The organism is Amycolatopsis albispora, from assembly GCF_003312875.1.
GTDB classification, from domain to species: Bacteria; Actinomycetota; Actinomycetes; order Mycobacteriales; family Pseudonocardiaceae; genus Amycolatopsis; species Amycolatopsis albispora.
Map to the genome: position 1 here is coordinate 8,945,989 of NZ_CP015163.1, position 17,228 is coordinate 8,963,216.

18 protein-coding genes are annotated in these 17,228 nt (G+C 72.1%); 13 read left to right on the forward strand and 5 right to left on the reverse strand.

The window, feature by feature from the left end; all coding sequences use genetic code 11:
* The first annotated feature begins 45 nt into the window (after window positions 1-45).
* Genes A4R43_RS41640 through A4R43_RS41655 form a run of 4 tightly spaced genes read left to right on the forward strand, consistent with a single transcriptional unit; the run spans window position 46 to window position 3,823 of the window.
* Window positions 46-540 carry a PH domain-containing protein gene (locus tag A4R43_RS41640; protein WP_113697110.1) on the forward strand — a complete coding sequence of 165 codons (495 nt, stop codon included), beginning with the start codon at window positions 46-48 and terminating at the stop codon, window positions 538-540.
* Window positions 537-2,051 carry a PH domain-containing protein gene (locus A4R43_RS41645; RefSeq protein WP_113697111.1) on the forward strand — a complete coding sequence of 505 codons (1,515 nt, stop codon included), beginning with the start codon at window positions 537-539 and terminating at the stop codon, window positions 2,049-2,051. The genes A4R43_RS41640 and A4R43_RS41645 overlap by 4 nt, the downstream gene beginning before the upstream one ends.
* A gap of 9 nt (window positions 2,052-2,060) precedes the next feature.
* Complete coding sequence (locus tag A4R43_RS41650; RefSeq protein ID WP_113697112.1) at window positions 2,061-3,086, forward strand: aminotransferase class V-fold PLP-dependent enzyme; 1,026 nt, start codon at window positions 2,061-2,063, stop codon at window positions 3,084-3,086.
* Window positions 3,087-3,121: 35 nt separating this feature from the next.
* Complete coding sequence (locus tag A4R43_RS41655) at window positions 3,122-3,823, forward strand: hypothetical protein (protein ID WP_236808629.1); 702 nt, start codon at window positions 3,122-3,124, stop codon at window positions 3,821-3,823.
* Window positions 3,824-3,830: 7 nt separating this feature from the next.
* On the opposite strand, the gene A4R43_RS41660 is transcribed toward A4R43_RS41655, so the two are convergent.
* On the reverse strand, window positions 3,831-4,778 hold the full coding sequence (locus A4R43_RS41660) for a ferritin-like domain-containing protein (protein WP_113697113.1): 948 nt from the start codon (window positions 4,776-4,778) through the stop codon (window positions 3,831-3,833).
* Between the two features lie 123 nt (window positions 4,779-4,901).
* On the opposite strand from A4R43_RS41660, the gene rimP reads away from it, so the two are divergent.
* From rimP to A4R43_RS41700, 8 genes are all read left to right on the forward strand, one after another.
* Complete coding sequence (gene rimP / locus A4R43_RS41665; RefSeq protein WP_113697114.1) at window positions 4,902-5,420, forward strand: ribosome maturation factor RimP; 519 nt, start codon at window positions 4,902-4,904, stop codon at window positions 5,418-5,420.
* Window positions 5,417-6,511, forward strand: a complete 1,095-nt coding sequence (gene nusA / locus A4R43_RS41670; RefSeq protein ID WP_113697115.1) for a transcription termination factor NusA — start codon at window positions 5,417-5,419, stop codon at window positions 6,509-6,511. Before rimP ends, nusA begins: the two co-directional genes overlap by 4 nt.
* Before the next feature lie 128 nt (window positions 6,512-6,639).
* Window positions 6,640-6,819 carry a YlxR family protein gene (locus A4R43_RS44920; protein WP_236809376.1) on the forward strand — a complete coding sequence of 60 codons (180 nt, stop codon included), beginning with the start codon at window positions 6,640-6,642 and terminating at the stop codon, window positions 6,817-6,819.
* Window positions 6,820-7,004: 185 nt separating this feature from the next.
* Entirely contained in the window at window positions 7,005-9,986 is a 2,982-nt protein-coding gene (gene infB / locus A4R43_RS41680; protein WP_113697117.1) for a translation initiation factor IF-2, read from the forward strand.
* A 74-nt stretch (window positions 9,987-10,060) separates the two neighbouring features.
* On the forward strand, window positions 10,061-10,354 hold the full coding sequence (locus tag A4R43_RS41685) for a DUF503 domain-containing protein (protein ID WP_113697118.1): 294 nt from the start codon (window positions 10,061-10,063) through the stop codon (window positions 10,352-10,354).
* A gap of 15 nt (window positions 10,355-10,369) precedes the next feature.
* Window positions 10,370-10,825: a 30S ribosome-binding factor RbfA gene (gene rbfA, locus A4R43_RS41690; RefSeq protein ID WP_113697119.1), complete on the forward strand. Its 456-nt coding sequence runs from the start codon at window positions 10,370-10,372 to the stop codon at window positions 10,823-10,825.
* Between the two features lie 6 nt (window positions 10,826-10,831).
* Window positions 10,832-11,683 carry an alpha/beta hydrolase gene (locus A4R43_RS41695; RefSeq protein ID WP_236808631.1) on the forward strand — a complete coding sequence of 284 codons (852 nt, stop codon included), beginning with the start codon at window positions 10,832-10,834 and terminating at the stop codon, window positions 11,681-11,683.
* Window positions 11,684-11,751: 68 nt separating this feature from the next.
* Entirely contained in the window at window positions 11,752-12,216 is a 465-nt protein-coding gene (locus tag A4R43_RS41700; protein WP_162788789.1) for a hypothetical protein, read from the forward strand.
* Between the two features lie 10 nt (window positions 12,217-12,226).
* Here A4R43_RS41700 and A4R43_RS41705 read toward each other — a convergent pair whose 3' ends face one another.
* Window positions 12,227-13,255 (reverse strand): TRM11 family SAM-dependent methyltransferase, encoded by a 1,029-nt coding sequence (locus tag A4R43_RS41705; RefSeq protein WP_113697121.1) that lies wholly within the window; start codon window positions 13,253-13,255, stop codon window positions 12,227-12,229.
* Window positions 13,256-13,278: 23 nt separating this feature from the next.
* Between A4R43_RS41705 and A4R43_RS41710 the strand changes: the two genes are divergently transcribed.
* Window positions 13,279-14,280, forward strand: coding sequence for a DHH family phosphoesterase (locus A4R43_RS41710; RefSeq protein ID WP_113697122.1), 1,002 nt, complete (start codon window positions 13,279-13,281; stop codon window positions 14,278-14,280).
* Between the two features lie 80 nt (window positions 14,281-14,360).
* On the opposite strand, the gene A4R43_RS41715 is transcribed toward A4R43_RS41710, so the two are convergent.
* From A4R43_RS41715 to A4R43_RS41725, 3 genes are all read right to left on the reverse strand, one after another.
* Window positions 14,361-15,707, reverse strand: coding sequence for an alpha/beta hydrolase family protein (locus A4R43_RS41715; protein WP_113697123.1), 1,347 nt, complete (start codon window positions 15,705-15,707; stop codon window positions 14,361-14,363).
* Between the two features lie 98 nt (window positions 15,708-15,805).
* Entirely contained in the window at window positions 15,806-16,396 is a 591-nt protein-coding gene (locus A4R43_RS41720) for an ArsR/SmtB family transcription factor (RefSeq protein ID WP_113697124.1), read from the reverse strand.
* Between the two features lie 81 nt (window positions 16,397-16,477).
* Window positions 16,478-17,170 carry an adenylate/guanylate cyclase domain-containing protein gene (locus tag A4R43_RS41725; protein ID WP_205215182.1) on the reverse strand — a complete coding sequence of 231 codons (693 nt, stop codon included), beginning with the start codon at window positions 17,168-17,170 and terminating at the stop codon, window positions 16,478-16,480.
* Between the last annotated feature and the right edge of the window lie 58 nt (window positions 17,171-17,228).

The window sequence follows — 17,228 nt, forward strand, 5'->3', positions numbered from 1 at the left end:
TTTACCATGCGATCGCATTGTAAACATGGGGACAGGGGACAGACCATGTCGGGGACGGTGCGGCTGCGGCCGCCGAGCAATGAGCTGAATCCACGGGTGATCGGGTGGTGGCGCGCGCAGTCCGCGCTGCTGTTCGGCGTGCCGGTGGCGGTGCTGGTGGTGCTGGGCCTGCTGCTGCCGGGGGCGCGCTTCTGGCTGCTGCTGCCCGCGGTGGTGCTGGTGGTGGCCGGGCTGCCGTTTGTCGTGCTGATGCCGCTGTGGTGGTACCGCGTGCACCGCTGGGAGGTCACCGACACCGCGGTCTACGTGCGCACCGGCTTCTTCTGGCAGGAGTGGCGCGTCGCGCCGATGTCGCGCATCCAGACCGTGGACACCGTGCGCGGCCCGCTGGAGCAGGGGTTCAAACTGGCCACGGTCACCGTGACCACGGCTTCGTCGAAGGGCCCGATCAAGATCGCCGGGCTCGACCACGAACTCGCCGCCGACCTGGCGCAGCAGCTCACCGAGACCACCCAGGCCACGCCAGGGGACGCGACATGACCACATCGGAGGAAACCGAAGCCACCTGGCAGAAGCTCGACCGCCGCACGATCTACGTGAGCGCGCTGGTGCTGGCCGGGGTCGCCGTCGGCGCGGGGGTGCCGACCGGGATCGGGATCGCTTCGGCCAATTCGCTCGGCGTCGCGCTGGCCTGGGTGCTGCCCGCGGCCACGCTGCTGATCGCCGGCGGCACGGCGGCGGACTACCTGCGCTGGCTCAAGACGCGGTACCGGGTCGGGCCGGAGCGCGCCGAGCTGCACACCGGGCTGCTGCTGGTGAAGCGCCGGTCGCTGGCCAGGGAACGCATCCGCAACGTGGACCTGACCGCGAACCCGCTGCTGCGGATCTTCGGGCTGGTCACGGTGAAGATCGGCACCGGCGAGCAGCGGCAGGGCGGGGAGAGCACGCTGGTGCTCAACCCGGTCACCAAGGCCGAGGCCGACCGCCTGCGCCGGGAACTGCTGAACCGCGGGTCCACTGTGGACACCCGGGTGGGCGTGGACGGCACGCTGGCCAGGCTGGACCCGGCGTGGATCCGGTACGCCCCGATCTCCTTCGTGGTGCCCGCGCTGGGCATGGCCGCCGGTGGCGCGGTGATGCAGGTGTCGGACTGGTTCGGCCTGCAGGACGGGTTCGTCCGCTGGATGATCGAGCTGTTCCGCGGCTTCCCGCTGGTGCTGGTGATCCTGGTGCTCGCGGCCGTCCTGCTGGTGGTCGGCTTCGTCGGCTCGCTCGCGTTGTTCGTCGAGATGTGGTGGAACTACCACCTCGAACGCGAACCCGGTGGCACGCTGCGCGTCCGCCGCGGGCTGCTCACCACGCGCTCGATCTCGCTGGAGGAACGGCGGCTGCGCGGGGTCGAGGTGGTCGAACCGCTCGGCATCCGGCTGGCCGGCGCGGCCAGGGTGGACGCCGTGGCCACCGGCATGGTGCAGCGCCAGGAGGACGACAAGACCGACACCAGGACGCTGCTGCCCGCCGCGCCCAAGGAACTCGCCGACCGGATCGCCGCGGTGGTGCTGCGGGAGGAACGGTCGCCGACGGAGGCCGCGCTGCTCACCGCGCATCCGCTCGCCGCGCGCGGGCGGCGGCTGAGGTGGTCCATCGGCAGCGTGGTGCTGCTCTGCGCCGTTCTTGTGGTGCTCGGGCTGCTGCTCACCGACGTACTCCTGCACATCGCCTGGATCGCCGCGCTGATCGGGCTGCCGATCGCGGTGGTGCTCGCCTTCGAGGCGTACAAGGCGCTGGGGCACGCCATTTCCGGCGACTACCTGGTGGCCAGGTCCGGGGCGGTGCGGCGGGCCACGGTGGCACTGCAGCGCGACGGCGTGATCGGCTGGACGGTCAAGCAGTCGATCTTCCAGCGGCGGGCCAGGTTGCTCACGCTGACCGCCACCACGGCCGCCGGGGCCGGCGGGTACCACGTGTACGACGCCGCGCAGGGCGAAGGGCTGGCGTTCGCCGACGAGGCGGTGCCCGGACTGCTCGGGCCGTTCCTGGAACGCGGCTAGATTGGCGGTATGCGCACCGCTTTCGGGGAAGGGTTCGACGTCCCGGCCGGGTACCTGAACACGCCGAGCATCGGGGTTCCACCCGCTTCGGCCGCCGACGCGGTGGCCGAAGCGGTGGACCGCTGGCGGCACGGCGCGGACCGGCCGCCGGACTTCGACGAGGTGGTGGCGGCCTCACGAGCGGGCTTCGCGGCCCTGATCGGGGTTGGTGCCGACCGGATCGGCACCGGCGCCACCGTCTCGCAGCTGATCTCGATGGTCGCCGCCGGGCTGCCCGACGGGGCGAAGGTGCTGGTCGCCGAGGGCGACTTCACCAGCGTCACCTTCCCGTTCGCGGCCCAGGCCCGGCGCGGTGTCACCGTCACCGAGGTACCGCTGGCGCAGCTCGCTGACCGGGCCGAAGGGCACGACCTGGTGGCGGTGAGCGTGGTCCAGTCCGCCGACGGCAGCTACGCCGATCTCGAGGCGCTGCGGGCCACCGGGGTGCCGGTGCTGCTCGACGCCACGCAGGCCGTCGGCTGGCAGCCGCTCGACCTCGGCTGGGCCGACTGGGTGGTCTCGGCCTGCTACAAGTTCCTGCTCGCGCCCCGCGGGGCCGCGTGGATCGCGGTGCACCCGCGTGCGTTGGAGCGCACGGTCCCGCACGGCGCGAACTGGTACGCGGGCGGCAACCCGTGGGAGACCGTCTACGGCCTGCCCATGCGGCTGGCCGACGGCCCGCGCTCGCTGGACCTCTCGCCGACCTGGTTGTCGCACGTCGGCGCGGCGGTCACGCTGCCGTACCTCGCCTCCCTGGACCTCGAGCAGGTGCGGGCGCACTGCGTGAAGCTGGCCGACTCCGTGCTCATCGGCCTCGGCCTGCCGGAGCGGGGCAGCGCGATCATTTCGCTCCCGCAGCCGGACGCCCCCGCCCGCCTCACCGAGGCCGGGGTGGTGTGCAGCAAGCGGGCCGGCCGGACCCGGCTCGGCTTCCACCTCTACAACTCCGCCGAGGACTGTGAGCTGGTGCTGAACGCGCTGCGCCCGTTCGAGTGACCATCCCAGCCGGGCGTCGGTTACCGTGACACCTCGTGGTTGGTGCCAACTTCTCCTACCCCGGTGGTGACGCCACGGGCGACACCCGGCCGTTGCCACGTGTCGGGCAGCCCGCGCCGCGCCCGTCCGGGCCGCCTGGCTCGTCCGGGCCGTCCGGATCGCTGTTCCGCGGCCCGGTGTTCCAGGGCGTCGGGCTGGTGCTCGTCGCGCTGGTGTCCGGGCTGGTCTGGTGGCTGATCCGGTACGAGGCCGAGCCCGAGGTGCAGGCCCAGCCGGACCCGCTGGTCTCCGGCGAGTTCAAGTACGAGCGCGTGGCGGGCCCCGCCACCAGCGCCGACTGCGCGGGCAACTCCTACGGCGAGATCAAGCGCTGGTTCGGCGAGCACCCGTGCCAGCGGGTGGTGCGCGCGCTGTACGTGACCAACGCCGGGGAGGGCGCGCGGGCGCTGGTCTCGGTGGTGCTGGTCACCATGCCGGACCCGGAGCTGGCCGCGCAGCTCAAGGCGGTCACCGACACCGACAACACCGGCAACATCAGCGACCTGCTCCGCGACGGCACGGCCAACCTGCCCAAGGCGCCGGACGTGGCCAAGGGCAACTACGAGTCCAAGGTCAGCGGCGCCGAGGTGACCATCGTCGAGGGCGACTTCTACGACAAGCACAAGAACGACCAGCTGCTCAAGCGCATCACCACCGACGCGCTGCGGCTGTCGGACGCGCTGCGCCCGGGAACCTAGAAACCCCTCAGGTCCCCGGCAGCGCGACCGCCGCGGGCTGCTCGCCCGCTTCCTTGCGCCACGACGTGCCACGCGTGGCCGAGCCGACCAGCGCGCGCAGCGCGACCGTGCGCACCGCCGCGTCGTCGGTGCGTTCGAGCACGCCGCGCCAGGCCGCGGCCGCGTCCGCCTCGGCCGTGGCCACCAGCACCATCGCCGACTTCGCGTCGGTCACCGGCTTGGGCGGCAGGTAGGCGGGCTCGGTGGCGACCGGCGTCGCCCCGGCCGCGGACAGCAGCCGCTCGCAGGCGTCGCGGCGGTCGCGGTGCGCGGTCGCGCCGTTCTCGGTCCCGCTGCGGAAGTCGCCCGGCAGGAACGCGGTGACCAGGCCGTACACCCAGACCGCCGCGTGCTCGGCGGACAGCGCGTCCTGCAGCGCGGTCACCGACTCCTGGGGCAGCGGCCCGGCCTGCGGGGGCGGCACGTCGTCGTCGGCCTGCCCGGCCCCCAACTCGGGGGACAGCTGCTGCAGCGCCGCGCAGCCCGCGGCCACCGAACCGGCCAGCCCGGCGCGGTGGCGCGGCAGCGACGGCACCAGGTCCGCGGCCTGCTTGCGGGCCTGCTCCAGCCGTTCTTTCAGGTCGCCGAGCCCGGCGGCCTTCCCGCTGTCGGCGGTGACCGAGGACTTGGGCCGGTTGAGCCTGTCCACTTCGGACTGCAGCGCGTCGGCCTGCGCGGTGCGCGCGGCGGCGACCTGCTTGGCCAGCTCGGCCGCCGCCCCGCCGCCCGAGGCCAGTGTGGTGGCGGCGGAGGCGTCCGCACGGGCCTGCTCCAGCAGCGGGACCAGCTCGTCGGGCGCGGTTTCGTAGCCGGGGCCGCACGCGGCGGCCAGCGGCAGCACCACCGCGGTGGTGCCCAGCAGCGCACCCGCGGTCAGGAAGCGCCGTCGGCTCAGCGGCGTCGGTCTTGCTCTCACGACGCCCCATCCTGCCAGCACACCCCGGCCGGGCGTGCTCGTGCGTGCCCGACGGCGTTGCGGATAAGTTGCGGATAAGCTGGACCATCACTGAGCCGAACAGCCGAACAGGAGAGCGCCAAGGTGGCAGGAGAACTCGCCGGGCGGCTCGAGCCGATCGTGGCCGAAGCCGTTTCGGGCGCGGGTTTCGAGCTCGATGCCCTCGAGGTGCAGCAGGCGGGCCGCCGCAAGCTGGTCAAGGTCGTCGTCGACGGCGAAGACGGCGTGGGGTTGGATGAGGTGGCCGAGGTCAGCAGGACCGTTTCGGCCGCGCTGGACGAGCAGGAGCACATCCTGGCCGGCGCGTACACCCTGGAGGTCACCTCGCCGGGCGTGGACCGCCCGCTGAGCAAGCCGCGGCACTGGCGCCGCGCGCGGTTCCGGCAGGTCCGGGTGACCCCGGCCGAGGGCGCCGGCTTCGTCGGCCGCGTCGGGCACTGCGGGGAGGACGGCGCGCGCATGCTGGTCGACGGCGAGCTGCGCACCGTCCGGTACGCCGACGTCGCCAAAGCGGTGATCGAGATCGAGTTCCGGCAGCCGCCCGCCGAGGAGCTGCGGCTGCTGGAAGGCGACAAAATCAATACGGAGGAGGAGTCGAAGTGAACGTCGACATCGCGGCGCTGCGTGCGATCGAGCGGGACAAGGACATCCCCTTCGAAACGGTGCTGGAAGCCATCGAGACCGCGCTGCTGACCGCCTACAAGCACACCGAGGGGCACCAGCCGCACGCCAGGATCGACATCGACCGCAAGACCGGCTACGTGCGCGTGCTCGCGCACACGCTCGACGACAGCGGCCAGGTCGACGAGGAGTGGGACGACACCCCCGAGGGCTTCGGCCGGATCGCGGCGACCACCGCCCGCCAGGTCATCCTGCAGCGGCTGCGCGACGCCGAGCACGAGAAGACCTTCGGCGAGTTCGCCACCAAGGAGGGCGAGATCGTCGCCGGGGTGATCCAGCGCGACGCGCGGGCCAACGCCCGCGGCATGGTGGTGGTGCAGATCGGCGGCACCGAGGGCGTGCTGCCGCAGGCCGAGCAGGTGGCAGGCGAGTCGTACCAGCACGGCATGCGGATCAAGGCCTACGTCTACGCGGTCTCCCGCAGCGCGCGCGGCCCGCAGATCATGCTCTCGCGCAGCCACCCGAACCTGGTGCGCAAGCTGTTCGCGCTGGAGGTGCCGGAGATCGCCGACGGCACGGTCGAGATCGCCGCGGTGGCACGTGAGGCAGGTCACCGTTCCAAGATCGCGGTCCGCTCCACGGTGCCCGGGGTGAACGCCAAGGGCGCCTGCATCGGCCCGGTCGGCGCCCGGGTGCGCAACGTGATGAGCGAGCTGGCCGGCGAGAAGATCGACATCATCGACTACTCGGAGGACCCGGCGCGCTTCGTCGGGAATGCCCTGTCGCCGGCGAAGGTTGTGTCGGTACGGGTGGTGGACGAACGGGCCAAGACCGCGCGCGTGGTGGTCCCGGACTTCCAGTTGTCGCTGGCCATCGGCAAGGAGGGGCAGAACGCCCGCCTCGCCGCGCGGCTGACCGGGTGGCGGATCGACATCCGCAGCGACGCCGCCGGGGACAACGCGGACGCCGCCGAAGCGGTGTCGGCGGAGCCCGAGGACGGTCCGGATCCGGGTCCCGCAGGACTCGATCAGGACTCAACTCCGCGTCCAGCCACAACCGGTTCCGCCGACTGAAGGGTCAGGGGCTAGACTTGGGAGTGGTTCGAAGCTCGGAACCGGAAACCGCACGCGAGCACCGGGGTGACCCGGTGCGAACCTGTGTCGGCTGCCGGGGTCGGGCTTCGCGCGGTGAGTTGCTGCGAGTGGTCGCGGTCGAGGGCAGGCTGGTCGCCGACGAACGTCGGCGGTTGCCGGGGCGGGGTGCCTGGGTGCACCCGGTCGCGGACTGCCTGGCCAAGGCCGAGCGGCGGCGGGCGTTCCCCAGGGCGTTGCGGGTGCCCGGGCCGCTCGACGCGGCGCCGCTCCGGCGGTTCACCACCTGAAGTGTCACCGGGTGACGGGCTCTCGAGCCCGCCGCCCGGCAGCGGCGCGGGACGTACCCGTGCCGAGAGGAATCAAGGAAGCAGGTCGACCCGTCATGAGTCAGCCGTGAAGCTGAAGCCATGAACGCGCGACAATAGGACGAGGTCTGCGGTCTTGCCGCCGGCCTCCCCAGAACAGGAGTGCTGTGCCAGGCAAGGCCCGTGTACACGAGCTCGCGAAGGAGCTCGGGGTTACCAGCAAGGAAGTACTCGCCAAGCTCAAGGAGCAGGGCGAATTCGTGAAGTCGGCGTCGTCGACGGTGGAGGCCCCGGTGGCCCGCCGCGTCCGTGACGCCTACGCCAAGAAGGACGGCGCCAAGGGCGGCAAGAAGCCGGTCCCCGGCCCCGCCAACGGCGCCAAGCCGGGCCCGAGCCCGGCCAAGATGGCTCCCAAGCCCGCCGCTCCGGCGCCGCAGCAGCCCGCCCAGGAGCGGCCTGCCGCGCAGCAGCAGCGCCCGGCCGCCCCCGGCGCCCGTCCCGGACCGCGTCCGGGCCCGCGCCCGGCGGCTCCCGCGCCGCAGCAGCCCGCGGCGAAGCCGGAGCAGGAGGCCCCGGCGGCCAAGGCCGCCCCGGCCGAGCAGGCGCCCGCCGCGCCGTCGGCTCCGGCGCAGCCGAAGCCGGACACCTCCGGGCAGAAGCCGGAGACGCCCGCCGCGGGTTCCCCCGGTGTGGTGCCGCCCAAGCCGCAGGGCCCCAAGCCCGGTGGCCCGAAGCCCGGTCCGCGCCCGCCGCGGGTCGGCAACAACCCGTTCGGTGTCGGCTCGGGTGCGCCCGCGCCGCGTCCGTCCGGCCCGCGTCCCGGTGGCGGCCAGTCCGGCGGCGACCGGCCCCCGCGTCCCGGCGGCGACCGCGCCCCGCGTCCCGGTGGGGACCGTCCGGCCGGTGACCGTCCCGCGGGCAACCGCCCGAACCCGGGCAACATGCCCCCGCGCCCGAACCCCGGCATGATGCCGGGCCGGACCCAGCGCCCCGCCCCCGGTGGCGGCCGCGGTGGTCCCGGTGGTGGCCGTGGTGGTCCCGGTGGCGGCGCTCGTGGCGGCCCCGGTGGTCCCCGTGGCGGTGGCGGTGGCGGCGGCTTCCGCCCCGGTGGCGGCGGTCCCGGTGGCGGTGGCGGTGGCTTCCGTCCCGGTGGCGGCGCGCCCGCCGGTGGTGGCGGTTTCCGCGGTGGCGGCGGTGGCCGTGGCGGCCCCGGTGGCCGCGGCGGCACGGCTGGTGCCTTCGGCCGTCCCGGTGGTCCCTCGCGCAAGGGCCGCAAGTCGAAGCGGCAGAAGCGCCAGGAGTACATGGACAACATGCAGGCGCCCAGCGTCGGTGGTGTCCGTCTGCCCAAGGGCTCCGGTGAGACGATCCGGCTGCCCCGCGGTGCCTCGCTGACCGACTTCGCGGACAAGATCGACGCGAACCCGGCTTCGCTGGTGCAGGTGCTGTTCCACCTCGGTGAGATGGTCACCGCCACGCAGTCGGTGTCGGAGGACGTGCTCGAGCTGCTCGGCTCCGAGATGAACTACGTCGTCCAGGTGGTCAGCCCCGAGGAGGAGGACCGCGAGCTGCTGGAGACCTTCGACATCACCTACGGCGACGACGCCGGTGACGAGGAGGACCTGCAGGTCAGGCCGCCGGTGGTGACCATCATGGGTCACGTCGACCACGGTAAGACCCGCCTGCTGGACACGATCCGGAAGACGAAGGTGCGCGAGAGTGAAGCCGGTGGCATCACCCAGCACATCGGCGCCTACCAGATCGAGACCGAGCTCGAGGGCGAGCCGCGGCTGATCACCTTCATCGACACCCCCGGTCACGAGGCGTTCACCGCCATGCGTGCCCGTGGTGCGAACTCCACCGACATCGCGGTGATCGTGGTCGCCGCCGACGACGGTGTGATGCCGCAGACGGTCGAGGCGATCAACCACGCGCAGGCCGCCAAGGCGCCGATCGTGGTCGCGATCAACAAGATCGACAAGGAGGGCGCGAACCCGGACAAGATCCGGCAGCAGCTCACCGAGTACAACCTGGTGGCCGAGGAGTACGGCGGCGACACCATGTTCGTCGAGATCTCCGCGCGGCAGAACATCAACATCGACGGTCTGCTCGAGGCGATCCTGCTCACCGCCGACGCCGCACTGGACCTCCGCGCCAACCCGGACATGGAGGCGCAGGGCGTCGCGATCGAGGCGCACCTGGACCGCGGTCGCGGCCCGGTGGCCACGGTGCTGGTGCAGCGCGGCACGCTGCGGGTCGGCGACTCGGTGGTGGCGGGCGACGCCTACGGCCGCGTCCGCCGCATGGTCGACGAGCACAACGAGGACGTCACCGAGGCGCTGCCCTCGCGTCCGGTGCAGGTCATCGGGTTCACCTCGGTGCCGGGTGCCGGCGACACCTTCCTGGTGGTGGACGAGGACCGGGTCGCGCGGCAGATCGCCGAGCGGCGCCAGGCCCGCATCCGCAACGCCCAGAACGCGGCGAAGCGGAAGCGCGTCAGCCTGGAGGACCTGGACTCCGCGCTGAAGGAGACCAACACCCTCAACCTGATCATCAAGGGTGACAACTCGGGTACCGTCGAGGCGCTCGAAGCATCCTTGCTGCAGCTGGACGTGGGTGAGGACGTCGACCTGACCGTGGTGCACCGCGGTGTCGGTGGCGTCACCGAGAGTGACATCGACCTGGCGACCGCTTCGGACGCCATCGTGCTGGGCTTCAACGTCCGTGCGCAGGGCAAGGCCACCGAGCGGGCCACGCGTGAAGGCGTGGACGTCCGCTACTACACGGTGATCTACCAGGCGATCGACGAGATCGAGCAGGCGCTCAAGGGCATGCTCAAGCCCGAGTACGAAGAGGTCGAGCTGGGCAAGGCGGAGGTCCGCGAGGTCTTCAAGTCCTCGAAGATCGGCACCATCGCCGGTTGCCTGGTCACCTCGGGCGAGATCCGCCGCAACGCCAGGGCCCGGCTCATCCGGGACGGTGTGGTGGTCGCCGAGAACCTGCCGGTCAGCTCGCTGCGGCGGTTCAAGGACGACGTGGTCGAGGTCAGGGACGGCTACGAATGTGGTCTGACCCTGGGCTCGTACAGCGACATCAAGGTCGAGGACATCATCGAGACCTACGAGCAGCGCGAGAAACCGCGCGCCTGACGTGCGGTACCGGCCGGGGACGGGCTAGTGGTCCCCGGCCGGTTCACGCACCGACCCACTACCGGTAGGGGCAGATGTACGTAGGTGCGCTCGAGTTCGACGTGCTGCTCGGGGACGTGCACTCGCTCAAGCAGAAGCGCTCGGTGGTGCGTCCGCTGATCGCGGACGTGCGCAAGCGGTTCGAGGTGTCGGTCGCCGAGGCCGGTCACCTCGACCTGCACCGCCGCGCGCTGGTCGGAGTGGCGATCGTGGCCGCCGACAGCGAGCATGTGCGGGACGTTCTCGATGCCTGTGAACGCCTGATCGCCGGTCGCCCGGAGCTGGAACTGCTCTCGGTGCGGCGCCGGTTGATCGGACCAGAAGACTAGAAAGGGGTGTGCGTCGTGGCCGATCCGGCACGCGCGCGCAAGCTCGCCAAGCGGATTTCCCAGATCGTGGCGTCCGCCATCGAGCACGACATCAAGGACCCGCGGCTGGCGAACGTGACGATCACGGACACCAAGATCACCGCGGACCTGCACGATGCGACGGTGTACTACACGGTGCTCGGCGAAACGCTGGACTCCGCGCCTGACATGGCGGGTGCGGCGGCGGCGCTGGAGTCGGCCCGCGGGGCGCTGCGGTCGAAGGTGGGGCAGGGGACCGGCGTCCGGTACACCCCGACGCTGACCTTCGTCACCGACAACATTCCCGAGGAGGCGCAGCGGATCGAGGATCTGCTCGCCAAGGCCAGGGAGGCCGACGCTGAGGTGGCCCGCCGGGCGACCGGGGCGCAGCCGGCCGGGGAAGCCGACCCGTACCGCCCGCCGCGGGCGGACGACGACGAGCTGTCCCACTGATTTTCCTTGTCCGGCAAGGGCTTTTCGCGACGGGCGCTGCTGCTGGGCGGCGGCGCCCTCGCGGTTGCGGCCTGTGACCCGGCGGAGCCCGCCGCGCCCTCGGCCAGTCCGGCCCCGCCGGTGGTGCCCGCGCCCCCGACGCCGGCCGGTCCGGTGACCGTGGACCGGGTGTGGTCGGCGGCGCGGGGCGCCGAGCTGGACCTCGTGCTGATCACGCCGGAGGGCGTACCGGCGGCGGACCTGCCGGTCTGCCTGGCGTTGCACGGGCGCGGGTCGAGCGCGAAGACCTTTGTGGACCTCGGGCTGCCGTCGATGCTGACCGAGGCGGTGCGGGCGGGGGTGCCGCCGTTCACCGTGGCCGCCGTCGACGGGGACCACTACTGGGTGGCGGTGGACGAGGCAGATGACCCGCAGCGCATGCTCAGCGGTGAGGTGCCGGAGTGGCTGACCCGCCGCGGTCTCGGCCTGCGCACCGGCGGGGTGCCGTCGGCGATCATGGGCATTTCGATGGGCGCGTTCGGCGCGCTGCGGTACGCGCGCGACCATCGGGACCTGCGGGCAGCGGCGGCGATCAGCCCGGCTCTCTTTGTCGGCTGGGGTGACGCGCGCTCGCGCAAGGTGTTCCGGGACCGCGCGCAGTGGGAAGCACACGAGCCGCTGCTGCACGCCGACGACACCGCGCCGGTGCCGGTGGGCGTCTGGTGCGGCACGCAGGACCCGTTCGCCGGTGCCGCCCGCCGCTACATCCAGGCGGCGCGGCCGGTGGTCTCGCGGCTGTCGCCGGGCGGGCACACCGACAAGTACTGGAAGAAGGTCCTGCCCGACGTGCTGCGGTTCGTCGGCGAACGGGTCGGCTGAGCGGCCGTTCAGGTGATCTCGGCCGGACGGCCATCGCCCGGCGCCGCGCGCGCTGCCAAGCTCAGCCCATGCGAAGACGATTTTTCGGCCGGATGGCCATCGGTCTTGTCACGTTCGCTTCGGTCATCGCGGCGGTGCCGGCGCAGGCTGCCGCGACGGCGACCATCACCCGGGTGATCATTCTCGACGACGAGCCGTCGTCGACCGATTGGGCGGAGTTGCCCTACGGCGACGGCCGCCGGATCTGGCTGGACAGCGGCAGCTACGAATGGCGGCACACCATTCGCAGCGTCGGCGACCACCACTCCGTCAACCGGCCGATCGACCTGGCCGCGGGCTGGTACTGGTGGCAGTGCCACCTGTGGGGCCAGGTTGGCGACCCCTGGGACCCGAACTACACCGCGCTGTGCCTCCTGGAACCCGAGTCGGGTTCGGGCACCGCGTTTCTCCCTGCCGGTGGTTACGGGGCACCGGCCGCATGGCTGGTCTACGGCGGAGAATTCACCTGGACCAGCGACCTGACCCCGGTATAGGCACGGTCGGTTAGCCCGGTTTGCGGGCCACGATCAGGTCTCGCACGATCGACTGGTCCACCCGGTGCTCGAACTCCTCGAACGGCCCGCCTTCGCGGACCTCCAGGCCCGCTCGCGTCAGGATGGCCGCCAGTTCCTCGCGCTTGGTCACGTAGATGTTCCACGAGATGCCGAGCGCGCCACCGGGGCGCAGCACCCTGGTCCACACCGGAACCGCGGCCGCGAGCAGATCGCTGGGGCTGCGCGAAAGCGCGGCTTCCCGGTGGCTGCCGTGCTGCACGCCGTAGGGCGCGTCGGTGACGATCAGGTCGATCGAGTTCGCGCGCAGCAGCTCGTCGGTGGTCAGCGTGTCGCAGTTGTACACCGCCAGCCGCCGGGTGTCGCCGGCCTTGTACTGCTCCTTGGTCAGCCCGTACTCGATCTCCAGCCGCCGACCGAGGCGGACCTTGTTGCGCCGCAAGGCACCCGCGTCGGCGGTGTGCTTGATCCGCTTGTTCCGCAGCCAGGTCTTGATGAACAGCTCGTAGGCGTCGAAGTCCTTGGCGTCCACGTCGAACCCGGTGCCGTGGAAGCCGTACATCATCGCCTGGTTGAGCGTGGTTCCCCGGCCGCACAAGGGATCCAGCAGCTCCAGCTGCTCGCCGAAGCCGCGCCCGGCGGTGAGCAGGGTGACGTTGAGCAGGAGCTTGGTGAACAGCTCGTTCGTCTTGCCGGGGTACTTCTGGATGGTCAGCAGGTCCGAGTCGAGCCGGTCGGCGCGGCGCACCGCCAGCGGCCGCAGCAGCTCGCCGCGCACCTCGAACAACGCGTACAGCGCCGAAAGGTTCGACAGCGCCGCCAGGTCCGCGTCGCTCAGCGGGCCGGTGGTGGTGAAAGTGACGTAACCGACCCCGCCGATCTCGGTTTCGGCGCTTTCGGTGATCTCGGCCGACAACGCGGCCGCGCCGAACACGGCCAGCTCGGCGCGGAGCAGCTTCGGGGCGGAATCGGTGTACACCCGGTTGGCCGACGGATACACCAGGATCGCGTACTGGAACATCCGCGACAGCGTAGCTTGCGGGGGTGACCACCTCGCAGCTCGACGTCGATCGTGCCGCGGCCCTGCTCCGGGGCTCCGGTGACGTGCTCATCCTGTCCCATGTCCGTCCCGACGCCGACACGCTCGGCAGCGCGCTGGCCCTCGGCCGGGTGCTGCGCCGCCGCGGTGCGACCGTGCGCGTGTCCTACTCCGGCGGTTCCGCGCTGCCGGACAGCCTGCGCTCGCTGGACCCCGACGGCCTCTTTGTGCCCGAGGACCAGCTGCCCGCGTCGGTGCCCCAGCTGATCACCGTGGACGTGGCCAGCGTGGCCAGGCTCGGCGCGCTCGCCGATCGTGTCGAGGCCACCCGCGCCGCCGGTGGGGACGTGCTGGTGATCGACCACCACGCCTCCAACCCCGGCTTCGGCACGCTGAACCTGATCGACGCGCACGCCGAGGCCACCGTGGTGCTGGTGCTCCGCGTGCTCGACGCGCTGGAGGAGAAGCTCGACGCGGTGACCGCGAGCTGCCTGTACGCCGGGCTGGTCACCGACACCGCGATGTTCCGCCTCGCCAGGCCGGACACCCACCGGATGGCGGTCCGGCTGCTCGAAGCCGGGGTGGACCCGGCCGCGCTGACCAGGGAGGTGGTCGACGAGCGGCCGTTCGCGGCGCTGGCCATGCTCGGCTCGGTGCTCTCGGCCGCCCGGTTCGAACCGGACGCCGCGCAGGGCTTCGGCCTGGTGCACACCACGGTGCCAGCCGACCTCGCCGCCACCGTGCGGTACGAGGAGGTCGAAGGCGTGATCGACGTGGTGCGCACGGTCGGTGAGGCGGGCGTGGCGGTCGTGCTGAAGGAGGTGGCCGGGCCGAGTCCGGAGTGGACGGTCTCGCTGCGCTCGGCCGGGCGGCTGGACGTGTCCGCGGTGGCGGTGTCGCTCGGCGGCGGCGGGCACAAGCTGGCCGCGGGCTGCACCCTGACCGGCACCGCGGACCAGGCGCTGGAACAGTTGCGCGCTGCCCTCGAAACGGCTCCGCTGCTTTAGACTGCCAACCGGAGGTTCGTGCACATCGAATGCTCCGTTTTCCTGGGCCGCCGAGTGGCCGCTCGGCGGCCCAGGCCTGGTCACGGCAGCAGCAGTCCCCAGTAGAGGCCCCACGGCACCAGCAGCACCGCGCCACCCAGCAGCAGGCCCAGCCGGATCCGGCCGGTTCCGGACCGGCGCCAGGCCATCGCGGTGAACCCCGCCGCGACCAGCGCGCCGATCGCGAGCAGCTGCGTCACCAGCCAGAGCAGCGGCCTGCCCGCGACCACCGGGCCGACCTCCTGCCCGTTGCTCAGCACCACCGTCACCAGGAACGCGAAGAACCCGGTCAGCGTCAGCAGCCCGGCCGCCGACGTCCAGCGTGCCGCGGCCAGTCCCGGCCGCCGCCGTCGGGCGGTCAGCGGGTACCCGGCGAACGCCACCACCAGCGCGAGCAGCGCGACGGCCTGCCCCCACAGCGATTCCCACCAGGCGAGCGGGGTCAGCGGCGGCGCCGGTTCCGCCTGCGCCGGTGGCGTGTCCGAAGTGGACGGAGGAGCGCCGGCGCCCAGGCCGTGCACCCAGGAGCCGACCAGTTCGGGGTAGCCGGGTGCCAGCGCATCGAGCCGGTCGAAGCCGGTGGTGGTCCGGATCAGCGCGTGGTGCGCGTCGGGGAACACCCGCATGGTGTAGCTGGGATTCGCGGCCAGCGCGCGGGCGTAGACGGCGGTGGCGTCCCCCGGCGGGCTCTGGTTGTCCTTGCCGCCCCAGATGCCGAGCACCGGCAGCCGCAGCCTTTCCAGTGACGGCACCGGATCGAAGTCCGCCTCGGGGAACATGCCCGCCTCGGCCGCGATCCGGGTGGCGGTGGACGAGACCAGGTCCAGCACCGCGTCCGAGGTGACGCCCTGGTGCCCCAGCCACCGGCGGTAGCTCCACGACTGGGCGCGGACCGGGCTGACCCCGTTGCCGCCGACCACCACCAGGAAGGCGGGATCACTCCGGGTCGCGGCCAGTGGCGCGACCCAGGCGCCTTCGCTCAGCCCCCACAGCCCGGTGCGGGCCGGATCGGCCTCCGGGCGGGTGCGCAGGTAGGCCAGCGCCGCCACCGCGTCGTCCGCCAGCGCGGAGAAGTCGCGGCTGACCGTGGAGTACGCGCTGACGTCCTTGTCGTAGATGAGCGAGACCACGCCCTGCGCGGCGAAGGCCTCGGCCTCCCGCCGCACCTTCTCCCTGGTCACCCGGCCGGAGCCGTGGACGAGCACCATCGCCGGGCGGCGCACGCCGTCGGGTGGCGGGCCGACGATCGAGCCGTGCAGGGTTTTCGCCCCGCTGGGAAAGGAGATCGGCTCGTTCTGGAGCTGGTCCGCCTGGGCGGGCGTGACCAGCAGGGACAACAGGATTCCGAGGACGGCGAGCAGGATCGCCGGTCGTCTGGTGCGCAGCATGAGGCCGCGGTCCTTCCACGAGGTTCGTGCACATCGAATGGGTGAAGGGAATCCCCGTGCCGCGGGTGGCCGCCCGGCGGCGGGGGAGGGGTGGCCGCTCAGTCCACGGGCGCCTCCGTTTCCGGGATCGGGAAGGCGATGAACCGCACCGCCAGCGCCCTGGCGTCCGGCGGGACGTCGTCGCCGGTGCGCCAGTAACGGCGGAACAGTTCGAGGTAGTCCTCGAAGAAGCGCACGGCCTCCTCGCGGGTGAGGTGGAGGGTGCCGCGGCTGAACGGCAGCACGTCGCCCCAGTCGCCCATCGCCTCGCGCTGGGCCTGGAACGCGGCGAACAGGTCGAGGTCCGCCTGGAACTTCTGGCGGCCGAACTCGTCGAACTGGGCCCGCATGGCCGGGCTCTGCGCACTGCGCGGCGGGAAGCGCAGGTCGTGCGGCCGGAGCCGCCACCAGCGTTCCCTGCCGCGCGCGGTTCCGGCGTGGTCTCCGGCCGCCTCCACGTAGCCGTGCTCGGCCAGTTGCCGCAGGTGGTAGCTGGTGGCGCCGCTGTTCTCCCCCAGCGCCCTGGCGAGCATGGTGGCCGTGGCCGGGCCGCGGCGGAGTTCGGTCAGGATCCGCAGGCGGCGCGGGTGGGTGAGGGCCTTGAGCCGGGCCGGATCGTCGACCTGCTCTGGCTCGGGCGGACTGGGCATGAGGGCAAAGTTAGTTGTGCACAGGTTCCTGTGCACTGGTTCCGGCCCGATCTCCGGGACAACTCAGGGAAGTCCCGGGGATCAGGCCGACTGCATGCGTTTCGCCAGCGCGACCGCCCTGGACAGGCGCCGCCGGTTGACGTCGATCACCTTGCCCTCGCCGCCGTGCCGCTGCGGTGGTGCCCCTTCCTTGGTCCGGACCCAGCCGCGGTGCAGCTGGTTGGCCACCTCGACCTGGAGCGCCTGGGTGAACGACGCCGGGTCGATGCCGTCGTAGCCCTGGCGGACCACGCCCTGGTAGATCGCGTCGGACACGGCCAGCAGCAGCGGGGTCTCGGTGCTGCGGAACAGGTCCTTCAGCATCGGGGCGTCCAGCAGCCGGAAGGCGATGTCCAATGCCTCGCCGAAGCAGCCGTAGCGGTCGATGTGCACCTCACCGGCGTGCAGCACGGCTCGCATGCGCAGGCGATGCCCGGATTCGGCGGCCGCGTGCGCCTGGAGCATCTCTTCGAGCGACGGCACCACCTCGGAGAGGAACACCGTGCGCGGCACCTCGTCCACCGGGCGGACCAGCACCAGCACGCTGTCACCGCGGTCGACCCACGGTTCGTGGTGGTTCTCGCCGATGCCCGCCTGCCGCAGGCTCTGCTCGACCATCTTGTACATGGCCGCGCGCAGGCCCGCCTTCATCATGTTGTTCTGCTTGGTCGACCCCTCGATGTCGACCGCGAAGATGACCCGGGTCACCGGCGGCCCCGGGTCCAGCCCGCTCATGGTGCCCTGCCTGGTGACGGTACGTTTTTCCCGGCTTCCAGCATGTGGATCGGTCTCC

What these genes read in the sequence shown, in the direction of transcription:
- A4R43_RS41720 (WP_113697124.1), bottom strand. Translation starts at nt 16,396, where the DNA reads ATGCCCAGTCCGCCCGAGCCAGAGCAGGTCGACGATCCGGCCCGGCTC.
- A4R43_RS41650 (WP_113697112.1), top strand. Translation starts at nt 2,061, where the DNA reads ATGCGCACCGCTTTCGGGGAAGGGTTCGACGTCCCGGCCGGGTACCTG.
- A4R43_RS41715 (WP_113697123.1), bottom strand. Translation starts at nt 15,707, where the DNA reads ATGCTGCGCACCAGACGACCGGCGATCCTGCTCGCCGTCCTCGGAATC.
- A4R43_RS41640 (WP_113697110.1), top strand. Translation starts at nt 46, where the DNA reads ATGTCGGGGACGGTGCGGCTGCGGCCGCCGAGCAATGAGCTGAATCCA.
- A4R43_RS41685 (WP_113697118.1), top strand. Translation starts at nt 10,061, where the DNA reads ATGTACGTAGGTGCGCTCGAGTTCGACGTGCTGCTCGGGGACGTGCAC.
- A4R43_RS41725 (WP_205215182.1), bottom strand. Translation starts at nt 17,170, where the DNA reads ATGAGCGGGCTGGACCCGGGGCCGCCGGTGACCCGGGTCATCTTCGCG.
- A4R43_RS41700 (WP_162788789.1), top strand. Translation starts at nt 11,752, where the DNA reads ATGCGAAGACGATTTTTCGGCCGGATGGCCATCGGTCTTGTCACGTTC.
- A4R43_RS41645 (WP_113697111.1), top strand. Translation starts at nt 537, where the DNA reads ATGACCACATCGGAGGAAACCGAAGCCACCTGGCAGAAGCTCGACCGC.
- A4R43_RS41705 (WP_113697121.1), bottom strand. Translation starts at nt 13,255, where the DNA reads ATGTTCCAGTACGCGATCCTGGTGTATCCGTCGGCCAACCGGGTGTAC.